25 protein-coding genes are annotated in these 19,925 nt (G+C 47.1%); 19 read left to right on the top strand and 6 right to left on the bottom strand.

Annotation, left to right across the window (positions count from 1 at the left end; genetic code table 11):
* Nucleotides 1-6: 6 nt before the first annotated feature.
* Nucleotides 7-711, top strand: coding sequence for an orotidine-5'-phosphate decarboxylase (pyrF, locus tag LHL18_RS01280; RefSeq protein ID WP_134054750.1), 705 nt, complete (start codon nt 7-9; stop codon nt 709-711).
* Nucleotides 712-728: 17 nt separating this feature from the next.
* Complete coding sequence (locus LHL18_RS01275; protein ID WP_226765455.1) at nt 729-2,453, top strand: potassium/proton antiporter; 1,725 nt, start codon at nt 729-731, stop codon at nt 2,451-2,453.
* Here LHL18_RS01275 and LHL18_RS01270 read toward each other — a convergent pair.
* Both LHL18_RS01270 and LHL18_RS01265 read right to left on the bottom strand, forming a co-directional pair.
* On the bottom strand, nt 2,450-2,722 hold the full coding sequence (locus tag LHL18_RS01270) for a hypothetical protein (RefSeq protein ID WP_134054754.1): 273 nt from the start codon (nt 2,720-2,722) through the stop codon (nt 2,450-2,452). The two genes, LHL18_RS01275 and LHL18_RS01270, sit on opposite strands and share 4 nt — an antisense overlap.
* Nucleotides 2,723-2,847: 125 nt before the next feature.
* Nucleotides 2,848-3,198, bottom strand: a complete 351-nt coding sequence (locus tag LHL18_RS01265) for a DUF3693 domain-containing protein (protein WP_226765454.1) — start codon at nt 3,196-3,198, stop codon at nt 2,848-2,850.
* Between the two features lie 142 nt (nt 3,199-3,340).
* Between LHL18_RS01265 and LHL18_RS01260 the strand changes: the two genes are divergently transcribed.
* The 10 genes from LHL18_RS01260 to LHL18_RS01215 all read left to right on the top strand — a co-directional run bounded on the left by LHL18_RS01260 (nt 3,341) and on the right by LHL18_RS01215 (nt 11,082).
* Nucleotides 3,341-3,835 (top strand): hypothetical protein, encoded by a 495-nt coding sequence (locus tag LHL18_RS01260; protein ID WP_226765453.1) that lies wholly within the window; start codon nt 3,341-3,343, stop codon nt 3,833-3,835.
* 40 nt (nt 3,836-3,875) lie between these two features.
* Complete coding sequence (locus LHL18_RS01255) at nt 3,876-4,793, top strand: DNA cytosine methyltransferase (protein ID WP_226765452.1); 918 nt, start codon at nt 3,876-3,878, stop codon at nt 4,791-4,793.
* Nucleotides 4,793-5,986: a phage/plasmid replication domain-containing protein gene (locus tag LHL18_RS01250; protein ID WP_226765451.1), complete on the top strand. Its 1,194-nt coding sequence runs from the start codon at nt 4,793-4,795 to the stop codon at nt 5,984-5,986. The genes LHL18_RS01255 and LHL18_RS01250 overlap by 1 nt, the downstream gene beginning before the upstream one ends.
* 9 nt (nt 5,987-5,995) lie before the next feature.
* Nucleotides 5,996-6,340: a hypothetical protein gene (locus LHL18_RS01245; RefSeq protein ID WP_226765450.1), complete on the top strand. Its 345-nt coding sequence runs from the start codon at nt 5,996-5,998 to the stop codon at nt 6,338-6,340.
* A gap of 256 nt (nt 6,341-6,596) precedes the next feature.
* Nucleotides 6,597-6,827: a major coat protein gene (locus LHL18_RS01240; protein ID WP_226765449.1), complete on the top strand. Its 231-nt coding sequence runs from the start codon at nt 6,597-6,599 to the stop codon at nt 6,825-6,827.
* A 310-nt stretch (nt 6,828-7,137) separates the two neighbouring features.
* Nucleotides 7,138-8,190 carry a hypothetical protein gene (locus LHL18_RS01235; protein WP_226765448.1) on the top strand — a complete coding sequence of 351 codons (1,053 nt, stop codon included), beginning with the start codon at nt 7,138-7,140 and terminating at the stop codon, nt 8,188-8,190.
* The gene (locus tag LHL18_RS01230; RefSeq protein WP_226765447.1) at nt 8,190-8,573 is read left to right on the top strand and encodes a hypothetical protein; all 384 of its coding nucleotides are present in this window, start codon (nt 8,190-8,192) and stop codon (nt 8,571-8,573) included. The genes LHL18_RS01235 and LHL18_RS01230 overlap by 1 nt, the downstream gene beginning before the upstream one ends.
* A 4-nt stretch (nt 8,574-8,577) precedes the next feature.
* Nucleotides 8,578-9,819 (top strand): zonular occludens toxin domain-containing protein, encoded by a 1,242-nt coding sequence (locus LHL18_RS01225; RefSeq protein WP_226765446.1) that lies wholly within the window; start codon nt 8,578-8,580, stop codon nt 9,817-9,819.
* A gap of 425 nt (nt 9,820-10,244) precedes the next feature.
* The gene (locus LHL18_RS01220) at nt 10,245-10,646 is read left to right on the top strand and encodes a hypothetical protein (RefSeq protein WP_226765445.1); all 402 of its coding nucleotides are present in this window, start codon (nt 10,245-10,247) and stop codon (nt 10,644-10,646) included.
* A gap of 175 nt (nt 10,647-10,821) precedes the next feature.
* Nucleotides 10,822-11,082 (top strand): hypothetical protein, encoded by a 261-nt coding sequence (locus LHL18_RS01215; RefSeq protein WP_226765444.1) that lies wholly within the window; start codon nt 10,822-10,824, stop codon nt 11,080-11,082.
* A 160-nt stretch (nt 11,083-11,242) separates the two neighbouring features.
* On the opposite strand, the gene LHL18_RS01210 is transcribed toward LHL18_RS01215, so the two are convergent.
* Nucleotides 11,243-11,602, bottom strand: a complete 360-nt coding sequence (locus LHL18_RS01210; RefSeq protein WP_226765443.1) for a hypothetical protein — start codon at nt 11,600-11,602, stop codon at nt 11,243-11,245.
* 463 nt (nt 11,603-12,065) lie between these two features.
* Here LHL18_RS01210 and LHL18_RS01205 point away from each other — a divergent pair, with 463 nt between their 5' ends.
* Nucleotides 12,066-12,551, top strand: a complete 486-nt coding sequence (locus LHL18_RS01205; protein WP_226765442.1) for a hypothetical protein — start codon at nt 12,066-12,068, stop codon at nt 12,549-12,551.
* Here LHL18_RS01205 and LHL18_RS01200 read toward each other — a convergent pair.
* Nucleotides 12,542-12,790: a hypothetical protein gene (locus LHL18_RS01200; RefSeq protein WP_226765441.1), complete on the bottom strand. Its 249-nt coding sequence runs from the start codon at nt 12,788-12,790 to the stop codon at nt 12,542-12,544. The genes LHL18_RS01205 and LHL18_RS01200 overlap by 10 nt on opposite strands.
* Before the next feature lie 172 nt (nt 12,791-12,962).
* On the opposite strand from LHL18_RS01200, the gene LHL18_RS01195 reads away from it, so the two are divergent.
* From LHL18_RS01195 to LHL18_RS01170, 6 genes are all read left to right on the top strand, one after another.
* Nucleotides 12,963-13,349 (top strand): hypothetical protein, encoded by a 387-nt coding sequence (locus LHL18_RS01195; protein WP_226765440.1) that lies wholly within the window; start codon nt 12,963-12,965, stop codon nt 13,347-13,349.
* A gap of 44 nt (nt 13,350-13,393) precedes the next feature.
* Nucleotides 13,394-13,831: an SH3 domain-containing protein gene (locus tag LHL18_RS01190; protein WP_226765439.1), complete on the top strand. Its 438-nt coding sequence runs from the start codon at nt 13,394-13,396 to the stop codon at nt 13,829-13,831.
* A 211-nt stretch (nt 13,832-14,042) separates the two neighbouring features.
* Entirely contained in the window at nt 14,043-14,687 is a 645-nt protein-coding gene (locus LHL18_RS01185) for a hypothetical protein (protein WP_226765438.1), read from the top strand.
* A 17-nt stretch (nt 14,688-14,704) separates the two neighbouring features.
* Nucleotides 14,705-15,307, top strand: a complete 603-nt coding sequence (locus tag LHL18_RS01180; RefSeq protein WP_226765437.1) for a DUF938 domain-containing protein — start codon at nt 14,705-14,707, stop codon at nt 15,305-15,307.
* A 139-nt stretch (nt 15,308-15,446) separates the two neighbouring features.
* Nucleotides 15,447-16,286 (top strand): glutathione-dependent disulfide-bond oxidoreductase, encoded by an 840-nt coding sequence (yghU, locus tag LHL18_RS01175; RefSeq protein ID WP_134054760.1) that lies wholly within the window; start codon nt 15,447-15,449, stop codon nt 16,284-16,286.
* 84 nt (nt 16,287-16,370) lie between these two features.
* The gene (locus LHL18_RS01170; protein WP_226765436.1) at nt 16,371-16,751 is read left to right on the top strand and encodes a glutathione S-transferase N-terminal domain-containing protein; all 381 of its coding nucleotides are present in this window, start codon (nt 16,371-16,373) and stop codon (nt 16,749-16,751) included.
* Here LHL18_RS01170 and LHL18_RS01165 read toward each other — a convergent pair.
* Entirely contained in the window at nt 16,748-17,890 is a 1,143-nt protein-coding gene (locus tag LHL18_RS01165) for a GNAT family N-acetyltransferase (RefSeq protein WP_226765435.1), read from the bottom strand. The genes LHL18_RS01170 and LHL18_RS01165 overlap by 4 nt on opposite strands.
* Nucleotides 17,891-17,955: 65 nt before the next feature.
* The gene (locus LHL18_RS01160) at nt 17,956-19,836 is read right to left on the bottom strand and encodes a DUF885 domain-containing protein (RefSeq protein ID WP_226765434.1); all 1,881 of its coding nucleotides are present in this window, start codon (nt 19,834-19,836) and stop codon (nt 17,956-17,958) included.
* Nucleotides 19,837-19,925: the final 89 nt, after the last annotated feature.

The following is a 19,925-nucleotide window of genomic DNA, read 5'->3' as shown; positions in this document are numbered from 1 at the left end:
AAAGATATGGTTTGCCAAACGCCTGTTGTGGTTGCGCTGGATTTTGAACAAAAACAAGACGCGCTGAACCTGGTTAGTCAACTGGACCCGGCCCTATGCCGCTTGAAAGTGGGAAAGGAGATGTTCACGCATTTCGGCCCGCAGTTTGTGCAGGAGTTGCAGCAAAGACGGTTTGATGTATTTCTCGACCTAAAATTTCACGATATCCCCAATACTGTCGCAAAGGCAGTTAAAGCCGCAGCCGATCTTGGAGTCTGGATGGTTAACGTGCACGCTTGTGGCGGTAGCAGAATGATGAGCGCGGCGCGCGAATCTCTGATATCCTATGGCACTGAAAAACCACACCTTATTGCTGTTACAGTATTAACCAGTATGGAACAGAGTGACCTGACAGAGTTAGGCATACAGCTGACACCAGAGCAGCAGGTTATGAAGCTGGCTACGTTGGCACACAGTTCAGGTTTAGATGGCGTAGTATGTTCTGCCCAGGAAGCTACACTATTAAAGCAGACATTCGGTCAGAAGTTCTGTCTGGTAACACCTGGCATCCGTCCGGCAAGCACTGCCCAGGATGACCAACGCAGGGTTATGACGCCTGCTCAGGCGCTTACGGCTGGTGTGGATTATATGGTAATTGGCCGTCCTATTACTAAGGCTGCACAGCCATTGGATGCGTTAAATGCCATCGTGCGGGAGATTTCAAACGTCTAATTAATCAGGAGGTTAGAGTGGATGGCATAAACCTCGCAATATTAGTTGGCGGTTTTCTTTTTGTAATCAGCATTATAGCAACTCTTATCTCGGCGCGTCTCGGCGCGCCTATGCTGCTTGTGTTTCTCATTATTGGTATGCTGGCCGGCGAGGAAGGTATCGTCGGCATTCAGTTCGACAATCCCCAGGTTGCCTTTTTAATTGGCTCTATCGCCTTAGTGATTATTCTGTTTGACGGCGGTATGCGCACGCATCCGGAGCGCTTTCGTGTCGCATTAGCGCCGGCATCAATGCTGGCAACGGTCGGCGTGGTACTCACATGCGCCATTGTAGGGGTGTCAGCGGCTTATCTGCTGGATATGACGCTATTACAAGGCCTGTTGCTCGGTGCAATTTTAAGTTCAACCGATGCGGCAGCGGTGTTCTCTATATTTCAGTCCCAAGGCCTTCGCATTAAAGAACGGGTGGCATCTACGCTTGAAATTGAATCAGGCAGTAATGACCCTATGGCGGTTATGTTAACGCTGACATTGGTTGGCGTTTTAGCTGAAGGCCATGCGCTAAGCTGGGACGTTGGCAGAACCTTTTTACAGCAAGCGGTAGTTGGCGGTGTAATGGGTTATGGAGCAGGGCGGGTATTCGTATTTTTATGCCGTAAACTGCCACTTAATTTTGCCTTTTTCCCATTGCTGGCGGTTGCCAGCTGTATCTTTATTTATGCCATGACAAATATGTTTGGCGGTAGCGGCTTTTTGGCCGTGTATCTGATGGGGTATCTGGTAGGCAATGCCAGATTGCCGCAAATTATACATATATTGCGTATGCATGACGGTTTAGCCTGGATCAGCCAAATCAGCATGTTCTTGATGCTGGGGTTGCTGGTCGTACCGAGCAATTTGATGAACCATTTGCTGTCAGCGCTCATCCTTGCGGCGATCCTGATCTTTGTCGCCAGGCCGATCGCCGTGCTATTCAGCCTGATACCATTTCGTTTTCCGGTAAGGGATCAGTTATTTATCAGCTGGGTTGGCCTTCGCGGCGCGGTACCTATTATTCTGGCATTATTTCCCTGGCTGGCCGGCATGCCGGATGAACACCTGTATTTTGATGTTGCCTTTGTGGTGGTTATTGTCTCGCTGGTTGTTCAAGGCTGGAGCATAGTGCCGGTAGCCCGTTGGTTGAAGCTGGAAGTACCGGCTGAATTGGCACCGGACAACGCCATGCCACTTGATGCTATTCCAAGCAACGACGTGATGGAGGTGTTATCGTTTAAGGTGACAGACTCTTCTCCGGTGTTAACTCTGGGCTGGCAGGATTTTCAATTTAAGCAGCCAATTCAGTTTTTGGGCGTTATTCGTGACGGCGAATGGATATTGCCGGATAAAAAGCCGGTATTTCATGCTGGTGACACTTTGATGGTGCTGGCAAAATTAAAGCACATTCAGAAAATAAGCGAAGTATTGGCCAACGACGCCGAGAAGTCCGTGCTGAGCAATAGCAGTTTCTTTGGTGATTTCGTACTGAACGGAGATATCAACCTTAGCGATTTGGACGCATTCTATACCATTAACCTGATAGGCCAGGACAAAAACCAGACGTTGGCGGCGTATATTGCGCAACGTTTCCATCGTCGTGTGGTAATTGGCGACCAGGTGCGGCTTGACCAGCTTCTACTGACAGTGCGTCAGGTAAATGAAGCTGGTGAAGCAACTCAGGTTGGTATTAAACCAGTATCGGACTAATCCGCATTATCGGTTTTGGCATCATCCTGTAAAACGCGGTTAAGCCGCGTTTTTGCCATTACATACAAATTAACGGTTTCTCTAAGCTCAGCGTGTGTTTTAAGTAACGCATTGTGTTTTTTCTCTAGCTCATCAAAATCTTTTTTCAGCTGAATATACTCGCTTAATCCTTTAAATATGGCTTTCGAGTAAGTAAGTTCCGCGGTCATGCGCTGAACCTTAGCCAGGATATCGAGTTGTTCGTCAGTGGGCCTGATAGTAAGTGCCATGAATAAGCCAGAAAGTAAGTGCAGATAACAACGCATTTTACTTGGCTAAACAGAAATAGAAAGCTGAAATGCGTAATGATACGGCATATACTTAATGGCTCATAATGTATATTATGTTAAATTGATTATCGGGCTGGTGACGCTACTGCATCACTTGCCGGTGCCGCCATCATTCCCATTGTCAGGATGATCCCCGCTACTGCACCAGCTAATCTCTTTAGTATCTTTTCGAACTCTGCGCGTACTTCTGGCGTTTTAGCTTTTTCCATATCCAGCTTAACCAGCACTTCACCGATATCTAAGCCACAGCGCTCAGCAATGAACATTGCCTGTTCAGGTGTCAGATGCCTTAAACCAGTTCTTACCTGACTGACGTTACCAACAGTCATGCTAGGCACTTCGTTAGCAATAACTTTGTCAGACTTTCCGCCATCCAGTGCTTTGTATTGGTCAATTAGCTTACTGCTAATGTTCATGCTTCTACCCTCAGAAAATTTGGCCTGATTTTAGCGCGTTATCTCACTTCTGCAAAATTACTCCAAAAATGAAGTTGACACTCCCGATTATTGGAATCAAGATAATTACTCCAAAAATGAAGTTAACTCATAGGCTGGAACCATGACTACACTCGACGAAATAAAGCGCTCTCTGTTCTCTGCTTCTGATTTATCGGATGCATTAGCCAAACTAGACGCACAGCGCGTCAGTTACCGTGAATGTGCAGTGTGTGAAAACACTTACCATCTGATTGAGGAAGATGTCACTTTCTGGGTGCCACGCCGTGGCCATCCTCTAACGCTTCATGTTTTTATCGGTGATGTAATCGCTACCGCCGAATACCGCGAAGCCTTTTTCGCTCAGCAGCAGCCGGAATTATCTAAGTCGGTTCCAGCCCATGATTCTCCGGTTGCTGTTGAGCATCTTCATCCTGCACCAGTCTGGAAAAACATTATCGTTAATTCTTTCTTGTCCACCCGCGACGAGCTTATGAAAGACGCCGCCACTGAAGGTCAAAGCATTCCAGACTTTCACCTTCAAAGTTTCATGCTTGGTGTTAGCTCTATGTGTGGCGATGGCCTGATTAACTTGGCTAAGGCTGTTAATCATGACTAACCAGGCTGCAAAACCTGTGACTTGTCCAGGAGCAGAAACTGTGACACGGCCGGCACACTTAACTGTGACTCACCTGGCTGCAAAGCCTGTACCGGCAAACCGCTTAATCCTGTCTCTTTACCCTGGCATTGATTTGTTTTCCCGCCCATTTGAAGCCCTTGGCTTCTCTGTTGTCCGTGGCCCTGATTTGATACTGGGTCAGGATATACGCCATTTTCATGTGCCTGCAGGCGTGTTTTCCGGTGTTATCGGTGGCAGTCCTTGTCAGGAATTTAGCGGCCTGCGCCGCGAAGCACCAACCGGTTATAGTCTGGAAATGCTTTACCATTTCACCCGTATTGTGAAAGAAGCACAGCCAGATTGGTTTTTGCTGGAAAACGTTGCCAGAGTGCCGAACATCGTTAATCCAGACCGTTATAGCTGGCAGCGCTTTGAGCTTAATCAGGCGTGGTTTTCAGACGTTAGCCGCCTGCGCCATTTTCAATTCGGACACCGTGACGGTGTAACACTGTTAAATCCGCCCTACCACACTGGCCGCTCTGCTGAGCATGGTGCAGCAACCGCATCTGATGACCGGTCTTTTGAACAGCTGAAATACTGTCAGGGCTTACCGGCTGACTTTGATTTGCCCAGTTTCACCGTTGAGGGCAAAAAGAAAGCTGTCGGCAATGGTGTGCCGCTGGTACTGGGGTCTGTTTTGGCTCAGCTGATAAACAAACACGTTTATGGCGTGACTGACCAGGCAAACAAACCTGTGACCGCGCTGCGTGATTTCTTCGTGACTGTGCCAGGTGCAAAAACTGTGACAGACCAGGGCAACACTTCTGTGACTCGCCGGCCACAGCAAAATGTGACTGCCCGGGCGTGTAATTGCGGTTGTGGTCGGGTTGTTGTTGGCAAAGCGCTGTATCACAACGCAGCTTGCCGCAAACGTGTTTCGCGTAGGACTGCAGCATAATGAGCGCCTTGGGTCATTGGTTCATAGACCGGTTAGTTGTCGAGCAGACGCACTTAGGTGACCGTCTGCCGATGATTGGCGACAAGGGCTATGTAACTGTGAACCTGCATACCGGTGAATTTGATCCGGATAAAATCGTAGCTTCCCGTGCCACCATCCAAAGCAGCTTTTCAACGTCTTTACGTGTTAGCTGTGACGGTCACAGGGTCAGAGTTGAGGGCAATCCGTCACGCTTTGGCCGTGTTGAAAACCTGTATGGATTCACCAGTTTTGAAGAGTGTATACAGGTTTACAACATTGTCCTGGCTAAGCTTGGCTTGCCGCCGTTTACCACGGGCCGGTTCTACTTTACGAAAGACTTTCACGAAGATGCTGCCAACCGTAAACACAAAAAGCGCTACACCGGCGCTGTAATACGCCATGTAGACATTACGCGTAACCATTCTGTTGGTTATCAAAATGAATGGGCATTCCTGCGTGCACTGGCAACCATGTCTATGCCCAATGGTAAGCGCCCTAACCTTTACCCTAACGGCGCAACTGTTGATTACTCTACCAGCCGAAGTATTGGCGGCAGTAGTTGGGACTATAGCAAGTTTTACATTAAGCACTTTGAGCTTATCGAACACGAAAAAAAGAACCTGAAAGACGCCAGCGATGAAGATAAGGCCTATTACAGAAAACTGGTTGAACACTGTCAGGCTGCCGGAATTGTCCGCGAAGAACACAGCTTTAAAGCCAAGAAATTAGACCGGTATGAGCTGTGTTTTTACGGCCATGTCACTGTAGAGGACTTAGCAACACACCACACGTTAACCACGTTGGAAAATCTCACTGAAAACCTAGAGGTCGCAACTATGGACTATGTAACCATTGCCGACCAGCTGCTACGCCGCAAAGTGTGCAACTCACGACAAGCCGCGAACGCTACCGCTAACTACTGTCATATGTGGCTCAATGGTCAGCCGCTATACAACGAAGATACCGGTAAGTACCCGCGTCAGTATTACGTGCACAAACAGCGTCTGCTCCAGCTCGGTCTGGATATCTCCATGCCATTCGATGCAAGCCGTACAGCATTGCCAATGATAAGACACGAACGCGAAATTACTGTCCAGCCGCATCAGATGCCGGACTGGTACCGCAAACCCTCAACCCGCAACTTTGTTGTAATTCATGGCCGCGCGGCCTAAGGAAACACTATGAGCTTAACCACACTGCAATTCATCATTACTGAAATTTCTGCCGGTTTTATGGAGCAGGAAAACGGCAGCAAAATGCCATACGCCAGCGTTACCGGCGTGCAGAACTACCCGAACAATGACCAGCGTCAAACGGGCTTCAGCTATGGCTCCCCTACTTTGAAAATCAAGCTGATTGACCCAGACACCAACCAGCCGAACATCAAGCTGGCTGAAGACTTGCGCAAAGGCAACGTCTTTATGAAAGAGGTGTTTCTCAATTGCCGCACCAAAATCACCCGCTCAGGTATGACGTTTGAGGCCCTGAGCGCTGACGATCCGCAGATGGTTAAAAAGGCGGGCTAAATGGAAACCGTAACAATCGCCACTGAGCAAATCGAATACCTGGCTAACGTCATTTTCATGGTGGGCTGCGGTATTTGCTTTTGCCTTGGCATGAACGCTTGGGAGTCAGCTGCCAAATGACTTTTGCACTTGATTTCCAAACTATCGCAGTCGGTCTTATCGGCTGCTACACACTGGGCTGGGCCGCTGGGCTCGGCTTTTACGTATTCCGGCGTTTTGCTTGGAATGCAACTAACTGACCTTTAAGGGGTAAACCATGAAGAAAATCAATATTTTCAACGCTAAACTGAACGCCGCCGGTGTTTTCGTTGTAACCGCGCTGGCCTCTGGCTCTGCACTGGCTGAGGGGGAAGCTTCGACAGCAATGGCTGCTATCTCGACCGAAGCAGGCTCTTTGATCGCTGATGCATGGCCTATTGTAACGACCATCGTTGTGGCCAGTATCGCCATCAAACTGTTTAAGAAATTTGCTAACAAAGCATCTTAAACAGGACGCTCCACACATGAAAAAGTTAATGTTATTTCTGGCCTTAACTGCTTCTGTGTGGAGCAGTTTTTCTTATGCCGAACAAGTTTATAAGTACACTAATTTACATGTTAAGCGATATAACTCTAGGGCTTACAATTTCACGGTAACACCTTCCGAACTAGTGTCTAACTCAAGCAATGAAATTGAAGGACTTAACTACGTTCAGGAGTCCGTCACTATTACCAACACAACTGACGGCACCACATGCACTTTTCCTGATCCCATTGGCTGGAATATTTCTTGCCCTGGCGAAGGTGCCGGTCTTTTTTTGAGTGCCGGTAAAATTCTGGTTGAAGAAGAACCAACAACTACCTGCAGATATATCGAAGGTGCCATTATTGACGGTTATCATCATTCAGAAGAGTCATTTTGCGCGCATGTTGGCAGTACAGGCGGCGCAAACCCTGAGCCGTTACTTTGCCAGTCTACCTGTAAAATCGGGGATATCTGCTTAGGTACTGCCAGTGGTTATACACATTACGTCACAGCACAGTCTTGTTCTGCTGTTACCGGCCCCACTGCACCTGATGATGGTGGTACCGACCCTGAACCACCCTGCACAGAGAACTGCGAACCCACAGACCCCGAAACGCCCCCGGGCGGTGATGATGGCTCTGGCATTCCTGATTCTGGTGGCGGTGCTACTGGCGGCAACAGCAACGTTGGCGGCACCATTACCGACAGTGACGGCAAAGTCACGAATATTGACCTGACCATTGAGCAGGATTTTACCCCTGTCACTGAGCGCTTAAACGAGACTAACAAGCGCTTGGCCGCTGAGAACAAAAACAGCTCGACCATTATCGACCGGCTGAATGACCTGATCCACGGCACCGCAGAGAACGGCGACAAGCTCGACGGCATCAAAGACGCTATTGCCGGTATTGAAACCGGCGGCGATATGTCCGGTGTCGAGGGCAAACTGGATGGTATTCAGGAGAGTATCGACGCCATAAAAGACGGCTTTGGCACCGCTGGCGATGGTGAATCCGCAGCGGGTGGTGTTGATTTGCCGGATTACTCTCTGGCATTAGAGGAAGCATGGGGTAAAGTTGAGCATTCCCAGAACAACGGCGAAGGTGGTGCCGGTGTAAACCGCCTGAATAACATAGGCGACAATTTAACCTCGTTTGATTCTATCCCACAGCTGTTCGCCTTTGCGCAAGACAATTGCAGTCCGATCCCCTTTGGCCGCCGTAGCCTTGATGTTTGTACTTATGCGCCGACCATTTCAAACGTCTTAACGTGGGTGGTTTACCTGCTAACGCTGATTTTCTTCGTGAGAAGCATCCAGCAGCATATTCAGAATGTGAGGTTATAATGCCAGTAGTATTTGCTAGTCTTTTCGCTTTTCTCGGTGCGCTTTGCACCCGTTTATTGCAGTGGTTTTTGGCTAACTATCTGCTGGGCACCGTAAAGAGCATAACGATATATGTCACACTTATTGCTGTCGTCAGCCTGATTGTCTACAACCTTGTGATGTGGGTGAATGACACCATCTTAGAAATTATCAACGGTCTGCCACCCATTGCTTACGCCAATATCATGGGGGTGCTGGCCATGATGCCAAAGAACCTGCCTTATCTCGCCACCACTATCATTACGTATTACATACTGAGCATCGGCGCACATATCACGGTTGAGGTCGCCAAATTCAAAGCGCGCTGGGCTGAAAACTCAATGTCCAGCTTCACGAAGAAGTAGCGCCATGCCGGTCTGGGTTGTTACTGGGAAACTGGGTGGTGGCAAATCTTTAATGAGTGTTGCCCGTATTCAGAAATACTTGCTTGAAGGCCGCAAGGTCGCCACTAACCTCGATATTTTCCCTGAACACATGCTAGGTCTTGATAAAAAGCATACCGAGCTGTACCGCCTCCCTGACATTCCCACTGTACACGACCTTGAAGCCCTGCCCCTTGGTTATGAAGGCAAACAGATAGACGAAAATAAAAACGGGCTTCTGGTACTGGATGAATGCGGTATTTTTCTAAACTCTCGGGAATGGAACGCCCCAGGGCGAAAGGAAGTGAACGCGCATTTTAAGCTGCTTAGAAAACTGCGCTGGGACGCCATTTTCATCATTCAGGATATTGAGAACTTAGACGCAGATGCACGCCGAACCATAGCTGAGCACGTTGTGTATTGCCGGCGCATGGACAGGATGAAAATTCCGTTTATATCGGGCTTTGTGAAGATGCTGACGGGCTATGACCTACCGCTGCCGCGCCTGCACATGGGCATAGTGAAATACGGCACCGAAGCCAGCTCAATGAAGGTTGACCAATGGAATTATTACGGTGACCGGTTATATGAAGCCTATGACACTGAGCAGATATTCAAACCTGATATGAACATTGGCGGCTATGATGCCGTCACGCTGATGTTACCCACGTACTACTCACATGGCCGTTACCGGCCAGTCATGCAGAGGATCAAAGATGCGTTTAGGAACTACAAAGCCAAAGGCTTTCACTTTTTTTCAATCGGGGCGTTAGCTGCGGCCTTTACGGTTAACGCCCTAGTCACTGCTGAGCCGGAAATCCCGAAAAAAGGCATCTGGTCATGCAATGATGCCTACAAACAGCTGTATGGCAGTTGCAGCGCCAAGGCGATAGCACCTTATGAGTATTACTATCCGAAGCCGGATGAAAATTCGCAGAAAAGTAGCAAAGCAAGTGTGACTGCCCAGGAACAAAAGCCGGTGATTATCTACATGGCCGGTTGGCAGCTGACGAACAAAGGTTGGCAGGTGAACTTTGTAGATGAAACCGGAGCACCCTACTACCCTATGAAATACCACGTAAGGGAGATGGGCAACTGTGTGGCGCGGGTACAGCTGGAGGGCGTCACGCACCGCCTGACCTGCATGCCGGATGCTATGGCCTTTCAGGGTCAGAATGGCGCTCCGGAGACAACTGCCGAAGCGTTGAGCGCCGCCAGCCCCCTTTAGGGGGCTGCGGGCGCGAATAAGCGGCAGTTGTCAGGGGGTAAAGGGGCGCAGCCCCTTTGCAGTGAGCACCGACCGGAGGGAGGCGCGCAACGGGAGCTAAGCGGCGAAGCCGCGCCAGAAAGCGAAGCTTTCCCTCTGCCGAACCGGCCGCCTTTAGGCGGCTTTTTTGTGGGTGGACGCTGGCAGGTGATCAGTTCGAGTTCTGTTACACTCGAACTGAGTGCGGACATCCGCAGTAGAACTGCACACTTTACTGCAGCGGAAAACCGAACCAAAAAACCATATATCATTGTTTCATAAGGACTATTTTGCAAAACTTAACGACAATTACCCCTTTCAGGTACTGGAACTAGTTCCGCACACTTTTCAGGGAGTAATTTAGACGTATGTTGCCTAAAAAGTCGCCACTTCCAGACTTCAGACAGATGTATATATCTGCGTTTGGTTATTGGGAAAAGAAACACAAATTGGCCGCTGATTTTTTCGGCGTCACAGAACAAACTGCAAAGCGCTGGTATGAAACAAACACCCCTCACCCGTCTGCATACCGATACCTTGCCGTGCACAACTCTGGTTATCTGCCACTAACGAACGGCTGGCGGCATTTCAGCATAGACAAAGACGGCATAATGCACACACCACACGGCAACTGCACAGCCGGTGATATCGCCATGCTCTGGCGCTACAAGTGGACAGCCGAACAGTCAGCAAAGCAGCTCGTGATAACACGGGCAAAGCTTAAAGAGATAACCAGCGGCACTAAATACAAAATGCTATTGCATACAGCAGATTATCTTAATAGATTGGTTAAAGATTTTTCAGATTGAAAATTGTAAAGGGGAAATAGTATGAATTGAATTCAACAATTACAATCTAAATAGATTTTGTTGAATTTGATTCAATAATTATTCAAGAGATACTTTGATTTTGATGTTTGCTTTCAAAACTATTTTCTGATAGCTTTATTTTCAATTTTTATTGTGAAGATATTGTGAGGCTCTTATGGGAAGATCTTTTTTTAGTTTTTTAATTCGTATTGATGATTCAATATTTCGTGAAGTTACTTTGGAAGGTCAACCAAAAGTCGGAGACTTTTTGAGTATTGGCGAATCTTCTCACTATTTGGTTTCCGAAGTACGGAATAGCCAACAACAAGAAGGTATAACCGAGCTTTTTGTTAATCCTGTCACATCGATTCCAACACTTTTTAAGGTTGATCCGAATATATCTGAAGTATCTGTTACTCGTCGTTCTCGAAGATGAAAAAGGGGCTTATGCCCCTTATTTAAATTTCAATTATGTTAAATTGCATAAACACTGGCTTGCTCGATATGCTAGCCTTTCTCCTATGTAGTACTTTCCTTTGAGACTTCGTCTTTTTTTAGATCGTGCAAATAACTTGGTGTATAAACGCCCGGTACTTTTATTTTACAGTTCGGGTTTGCCAGCAGATTTTCACTGCGTAATCTGGACCAGGCAAAGTAAAGTGTTTTGTAACGTTGGAAGTCTGCTCTGCATCTTCTTTAGCTGTTCGTATACCCGAAGCCAAAGCAAAAGCTTCTTCTTCAATACGCTTGTCGATAAACTTTGCGACCTGTGAGCCTACGGATACACTTGCCTTTAATTCAGTAAGGCGTTTTAAATCGCGTTTTAAGTACAGGTCCTCATGAGTATCAATAACGGCTCTGAGAATTTTGATTAGACCTGATATTAACGATATTGCGATAACAAAAGCGGCAATTAGCCAATGTTTTTTTACTAATTCCAAGGCAAGCTGTTCCAAACTAAACCCCTGTTAATTGAGTTATTTTAGGTACTTACAATAACACTTTCTTCGAAGTTGTTGCGATAGATTTACGTAAGTGCCCTCCCTCACCCGTCCGCATACCGATACCTTGCCGTACACAATTCCGGCTACTTGCCACTGACGAACGGCTGGCGGCATTTCAGCATAGACAAAGACGGCATACTGCATACACCACACGGCAACTGCAGCGCCGGTGATATCGCCATGCTATGGAAGCCGCCAGCATTGATGACACCAAGACCATAACTGTGCCGTCAATGAGTGCCGAAAAACGTGCTGCAATACAGCAGTCAATGCGTAAGGATTGGGAGGCCTGTAAGTATTGGTCTAGGGCGCATATCGTCCGTTCAACAGACAAATCTAGGCACTATATGGAACAATCTTGTGGTCGCTACAACGACCGTTTAAGTAAAGGCTTTTAAACAAAGGATGTTTTGAAATGGAAGATTTCTGGAGCTTCATCGGCGCTTTTAGTATTACCTCCGCAACGCTGGCATGGTTGATTAGATCTCTTATCGTTCACTTTCTTAGTAGAGACTTGGAGACGTACAAAACAAAGTTGAAGTATGAACTCGAGCACTCTAATCAGCTATTGCTTCAGAAAATATCGCTTTATAAGGATGTTTCCGATCCAATAATAAAGCTAATTTCTAGTATAAATGATGGTGACAAACAAATCCCTAAAGAGGTTTGGGACGAATTTGATAAACAGAGAATGACCATGACCTGTCATATCGCGATGTTTGCCCCAGCTGATGTTTACCATCAGTTCAATGAGTTGATTGATTATATATACGACAGTACTGATTCTATCTTGAAATGGGACTTCGCTGTTTTTAGACAGAAAGCTGAGGTTTTTTTTAGCTATATTAGAAAAGATATAGGACTTTATACTGACGATATTTCATACAGAGGTCACAGGTAAATATTCAATAACAAAAACGGGCATTTCGCCCGTTCTGTCACTTCCATTATGTTAGGCCCTTCGTCACTCGCCGGAGTCGTCATTAGCCCCGTTATCAGAGCTATGGCCGCTACCGCCCCGGCTATCCTCTTTAGTACGCTGCCCAGTGCTTCACGTACTGCCGGTGATTTCGCTTTTTCCATATCCAGCTTAACCAGCACTTCACCTATATCTAAGCCGCATTGCTCTGCAATGAACATTGCCTGTTCAGGTGCCAGATGCCTTACCAGTTCTTACCTGACTGACGTTACCAACAGTCATGCAAAGCTTGTCTGAAGATCAAACAAAGATGATTGCTAAAATAGGAAAAAGTCATTAGCTTAACAATAACGAAACAAGGCTGTTGAGTAACATTAAACGGAATTTGTCAGTATGTTAGGTTTTACTGTATATGATTTAGCGCTCATTGTTCTATGCCCCTTGGGCGCAACTGTTGGTAGCTTCGCACACATAATTACACTTTGTATTGACCTAAAAGGCCCCCCGCGCTCAGAAGATGATATGAGAGAGGCATCTCCAAAACTGCAAGAGTTTAGAGGTGCATGGATGGGGCTCAGAATGATGCTGAGTGCTGTTGCTGGCTTGGTGGTGGGCTTGTACTTTGTAGGTTTGATTCACGAAACCCCAGCCAATTTGGGCAGAATCATCGCACTCTCCGTCTTAGTGGGTTATCTCACACCTAAGCTAATTAATGTTCAAGACAAACTCATAGATTCGAAAATTAAAAATATTTTAAAAAATCAGACAGACACTGAATGAGATATAGATTTTAAATTAACTTAAATAACTTGATGGGACATCTAATGGATAAGATACTCGTTATTGTAGCTGCTTTGCTCCTTCTAATCATATCTCCTGTCGCTTTTGCTAAGAATTGCAAGAAAGGACAACCATGCGGTAATTCCTGTATTTCTTGGTCGAAGACTTGCCGTATCGGCACGTCAGTTAAAGCCGCTGAAATGCCTAAATCCACCTATCAATCCCAGGTATCAAAAAGCTTTTCGTCTACCTCGATACAGGAAACGAGTATGTCGGTTAAAAAATATGGGTTGTATGAGGTTACAGCCGTTAAGTTGAATGTCAGAAATAGGCCTGACGAGAACTCAGAAATTCTAGGGCATTTAACAAAAGGAACACGGATAAAAGTTTATTCCTTTACTAGCGACTGGGCGTTGATTATGTACTCTGAAAATCTTAATTGGGTTAGTGCAGATTATTTAGTTCTCGTAAGTAAAGATTGAGGAAAATATGACTAGTTGGATTTCTGTTAATTCTTTTACACCTACTAACTGGCTGATTTTGAATCCAAACCGTTAAAAATAACAATTACCGCCCAAACTAGGTATAACTCTGCCCTATCCAAATCATAAACAAACTCAATATATTCACAAGTTTATTGTGAAACTGTTACTATGCCGTAAGTTATTTCCCTTAGATCACAACAGAGGCTTTATGAAGTCAATTATTACAGGCTTGGCGTTAGTCGCTTTAGGCAGCACTGCTTTAACGGTGCAAGCAAATACGTTTGGCTCTCGCTGGAATCAGTCTACTAACAAAGACATCAGCTGGACTTACGTTAGCGCCGGTTATGCAAAAGCAACGCTTGATAATATTGCCGGTAACGATGTCGATATGAATGGCTATCAGCTTAAAGCCAGTTATTTGCTGTCTGATAACTGGTATTTGCATGCGTCTTACTATGATGTGTCCGGCGATTTGCCGCTGCTGGACGATATTATGGGTTTAGAGTTTGAAGCATCTGAATGGCAGGCCGGTTTAGGTTTACGTCAATCTGTTAGTGACAATATTGATTCTTTCTTTGAAGCGGCTTATGTCCGCTCTGAAGTTGGTGTTGTTGGTTTTGAAAATGATGCAGTAAATGGTTTTGTGGCCGGAGCCGGTTTTCGCTACCTTATTATCCCTGAGTTAGAGCTGGGTGCGGCGCTACGCTACGGCGACGGTTCTAATACAGACAGCAGCACCTACGGCGACATTACATTACGCTACCGCTTTACGCCGATGTTCGATTTATATGTAAATTACCAGTTTGACAGCGATGCATCGTTACTGGGTACCGGTGTTTCGGTACATTTCTAACACGGAGTGAAATTATTATGGCGGCTACCCTGGCCTTTTCTCAGGCATGTGAAAACAACAAAGCCCCTATTCTGGCCGTGTTGCAACACGCTTTTGCCAAAAGTTCTAAGGCGTTGGAAGTAGGCAGTGGTACAGGCCAGCATGCTGTGCATTTTGCCGCCGCTTTGCCGCATTTAACCTGGCAGGCGTCAGACCAGGCGGTGTATCTGCCCGATCTGACCGAGCGGTTGCGCCTGGCTGCCCTGCCCAACCTACCATCGCCGCTGCAGCTGGATATCCGTGAAAATAATGGCCCGCAGCAGCAGGTCGATGCGGTATTCAGCGCCAACACGCTGCACATAATGCCGTGGCAAGTGGTGCAAACATTGTTTAGCCGCCTGCCCGACTTTTGTCATGCTAAAGCTGAGCTGTGTATTTACGGCCCGTTTAATTACAACGGCCAATTTACCAGTGAAAGTAATGCCATGTTTGATGCATCGCTAAAAGCGCAAAACCCGCTAATGGGTATACGGGATATAGAAGCGGTATTGCAGCTGGCTTTATCGGCCGGCTTTGCGCTGCAGTGTGATCATGCTATGCCGGCGAATAACCGGCTGCTGCATTTTAGCCGGGTTAGCTGACAGTGTGCTTAGGCCTAAAGTACCGGCTATACAACAAAAGGTTATAACCACACGCTTGTAATCATCTGCTGTAGTGCCAATATCCGCTGATAGGTTAAGCCAAACTCCTTATCTCAAAACTACCTAGCAGGAGCATGTTATGAGCAACAGCTACACGCCACCAAAAGTATGGACCTGGGACGCTGAAAACGGCGGGCAGTTTGCCAGTATTAACCGCCCGGTTTCTGGCCCAACACATGAAAAAGCCTTACCTAAAGGTAAACACCCGCTGCAGTTATATTCTTTGGCGACACCCAACGGCGTTAAAGTAAATATTATGCTGGAAGAGTTACTCGCTGCGGGTTTTAGCGGCGCAGAGTATGATGCCTGGCTAATAAAAATTGGCGATGGTGATCAGTTTGGCAGCGGTTTTGTTGAGCTAAACCCTAACTCGAAAATTCCGGCACTGCTTGATACAACAAACGGTGTCAGGGTATTTGAATCCGGTTCTATTTTGCTGTATCTGGCGGAAAAGTTCGGCGCATTTTTGCCAAAAGATCCGGCAAAACGCACTGAAGCATTAAACTGGTTATTCTGGCAGATGGGCAGTGCGCCTTTTGTCGGCGGCGGCTTTGGCCACTTTTATGCTTATGCGCCGGAAAAGTACGAGTACCCCATTAACCGCTATGCGATGGAAACCAAGCGACAGCTTGATGTACTGGATAAACAACTGGCAAAAAATGAGTTTGTCGCTGGCAGCGAATACAGCATTGCCGATATGGCCATCTGGCCGTGGTATGGCGGTATTGCATTAAACCGCGCCTATAACGCTGCCGAGTTTCTTGATACTCAAAGCTATAAGCATCTGATGCGCTGGGCAAAACAGCTGGACGAGAGGCCGGCTGTTAAACGTGGTTATATCGTAAACCGCAGTTTTGGCGACGGCCCACAACTGCCAGAGCGCCACAGTACAGAAGATTTTACACCCTTCGGTTTGTAAATATCTGCATTAACTCGGGACAAACGGCGTGGCTGTGCTACAATCCGCGCCGTTTTTCAAACTGAGTGCAAAACAGGCAGCAGTATGCGTATTCTGTTCAAAGTTATCCGTCTTATCCTTACCCCGGCAATGTTATTAAGCGAAAAGCTGACAACACCTAAAGGGATCAAGCGTTGTGGCGTGGCCCAGGCTGATGTTAATGCTGCTTGCCAGCAGCTGCAGCTATATCAGTTTAACGCCTGCCCGTTTTGTATCAGGGTACGTAAGGAAATTGCCCGGCTTAACCTGCCGGTAGAAAAACGCGATGCACAGCGCAATAACGAGTACCGGCAGCTGTTGGCTAACGAAGGTGGCCGCGTGAAAGTGCCATGTTTGCGTATTGAAAATGCAGCCGGCAATGTTCAGTGGCTGTATGAATCGGCTGATATTATTAAATACCTCAATAGCCGCTTTAGCCCGCGCTAAATGTGCTTTAGTTTGTACGGCAGTTGTGTGGTTGCCTCAGCCTGATACTGGCGTACTGCCTGGTGTTCACGCTGCATATAATCATTAATCGCCGGGCTTAGTATAGTGGGTTTAATATGGTAGAAGCCCGAGCGTAGCACAGGTTCAAAGCCGCGTTGCAGCTTGTGTTCGCCCTGGGCACCGGCATCAAAATACTGCAGTTTGTGCTCAATGCAGTATTGTATGCCGCTGTAATAGCAGCATTCAAAATGCAACTGTCTGAAATCTTCATTACAACCCCAGTAACGGCCGTACAGCGTATCGTCTGATCTAAAGCATAACGCCGCCGCGACCATATCATGCTGTCTGAAGGCGGCAAATACCACAATCTGATTTGCCATGCTCTGCCCCCAATGTACAAATGTCTGTAATGTCAGGTAACCGCCATGACCGGAGCGTTTGCTATAAGTTGCGCGGTAAAACCGGTAAAACTGCTGCCAGAAAGCCAACGTTAAATCAGCGCCGGTAATAATGCGGATCTCTACCCCCTGCTCTGATACTGCCTGGCGCTCTTTGCGGATCTGCTTGCGTTTGCGTGATGTTAATTGCTGCAGAAAATCGTCGAAATGCTGATATCCGCTGTTTTGCCACAAAAACTGAACATCAATACGTTCCTGATATCCACTTTGACGAAATGCTGCTTTGTCGTTATCGCTGGCATATAAACATTGAAACTGGCTGAGTTCCGACGAATCAATCAGTTTAACCAACGCTTCGGTTATTGGCTTTAACATATCAATATGCTGATAACCTGCAGCTATACCCAGCCTTGGCCCTTGCGCCGGGGTAAAAGGCACAGCGCTTAACAGCTTGGGATAATAAGGCAAATTGTAATGGCGGTAGGCGTCGGCAAACTGCCAGTCAAATAAGTACTCGCCATAAGAGTGCCACTTAAGGTAAGCCGGCATGGCGGCTATCAACTGACCATTTTGCCTGACAACCAGATGCTGGCTCTGCCAGCCGCTATTGCCATTTACGCTTGCGCCCTGCTCCAGAGCTAACAGAAAGTCGTACTGACAAAATGGATAGCTACCGCCAAACAGCGAATTCCACTGCGCTCTGTCCAAAGTTGAAATATCAGATACAAAATCAATTTGCATAATAGCGTGTCACAACGGCTCAGATGAAAAAGGCTGCATTGCTGCAGCCTTTTCTGTTACATCAATTAACTGGATTTTACCTGCTCAACCCAGTTGTCTACACGTTTTTCCAGTACACTCAGTGGTAAAGCACCGCCACCCAGCACAGTGTCATGGAAAGCTTTTATATCGAACTTATCACCAAGAGCCTGCTTGGCTTTACCGCGCAGTTCCAGGATTTTCAGCATACCAATTTTATAACCGGTGGCCTGTCCTGGCCAGACAATATAACGGCGAACTTCTGAAATAACAGCGCCTTGCGCAATCGGCGTTTTATCCATGAAGTAATCAATTGCCTGTTGCTCAGTCCAGCCCTTACTATGCAGCCCGGTATCTACCACTAAACGTACAGCGCGCCACATTTCGGTGATCAGGCGGCCAAAATCAGAGTACGGGTTCTGATAAGCGCCCATCTCTTTTGCTAACAGTTCAGCATACAGGCCCCAACCTTCAGAATACGCCGTAAAGCCAGCTTGCGTGCGGAAGGTAGGAACAGATGTCAGCTCCTGCGCTATTGAAATCTGCATATGGTGGCCAGGGTTACCTTCATGGTAAGCAATAGCTTCCATCTCATTCTTCGGCATAGAGCGCATATCTGACAAGTGCGCATAGTAAATACCAGGGCGCGCACCATCAGGTGTACCCGGGAAATAATGCTGTGCTGCACCTGGTTGCTCGCGAAACGGTTCAACCCGTTTTACGATAAGGTCGGCCTTGGGCAAAATGCCGAAATATTTAGGTAGTTGCTCGTTAATAAACGCCAGATACTGCCTTGAGTCTTCCAGATAGGCCTCGCGACCGGCATCGGTTTCCGGATAATAGAACTGGTCATCGTCTTTAATAAATTTGAAGAACGCTTTCAGATCGCCTTTAAAGCCTACCTGATCTTTTATCGCGATCATCTCTTTGGTTAAACGTTCTACCTCGTCTAAACCAATCTGATGAATTTGTTCAGCCGTTAAGTCAGTTGTGGTCGACGCTTTAAGGCGATAATTGTAGTAGTCGGTACCACCTTGTTGTTTACCAACGCCGGTAGCAATTTTGTCTGTTAATTCAATATCTTTTTCCAGCCATTGCTTTAACGCCGTATAGGCCGGCAAGAAATGCGTTTGCAGTGCATTTTTCGCATCTTCCGATAACTGCTTTGCCTGCTCGTCTGTCAGTTTGTCGGCTTGAACCAAAGCATCAATTTTACCCTTAGCATCCGCCCACAGCGGTACGTCCTGCTCTGCGTCAGTAAAGGGGGCGCCGTTTATCAGGTTGTTAATTTGGTCCATGACTCCTTCATAAGCAAAACGCGGTGGCCGGACATCATGCTCAGCATTGCCCTGTGCGCGCTCCAGCAGCTGTGTTATTGCGCGGCTTATACCCTCAATACGTTTGACATAGGCCTGCATATCTTCTGCAGTATCTACTTTATGGAAGTTAATCATGATTTGCGGCAGCATGGCGTGAATACCATTCATCTGCGTAAACACATAGCCATGTTTACGAAATGCCGCGCCCTCTTTGGCCTGCTCGTACTGGTAAATCCACACGTCGTAAGACGTTTTCGCTTCAGGTTCCAATTTAGCGTAATCAAAGCTCGACTTTAACTCTTCCACGGTAGCGGCAAGCCAGGCTAACTGCTCGTCTTCGGCGGCGATAGAGGCATCGTCAACCTGGTCGTATTTATCTTTACGCCCCATATAGGTCATCTGCAACGGGCTTTGTTGCAATTGCTCTTCGTACTTTGTCTCGAACCACTGATTCAGCCGTTCAGTTTCAGACTGCGTATTTTCAGCAGTAACCTGAGCAGCTGCATTATTGGCGGCAGTGTTGTTTGTGGTATCAGTTGCGGGTTTTTCAGCTGGGCTGCAGCCGGCTAAAACACCGGCTACAGCTAGGGCAATCAGTGACTTATACATAAAAAGGGGTTCCTTGTTGTTCTGCTTATTACCAGAATACAGCGTACCCTTTACATAATGTTAAGTCTAAAACTAATTGTAACGAGCTT

Source organism: Rheinheimera aquimaris, assembly GCF_020531985.1.
Classification (GTDB): domain Bacteria; phylum Pseudomonadota; class Gammaproteobacteria; order Enterobacterales; family Alteromonadaceae; genus Alishewanella; species Alishewanella aquimaris.
Note: the sequence above shows the minus strand (reverse complement) of the source record. Positions and strands in the feature narration are given on the sequence as shown.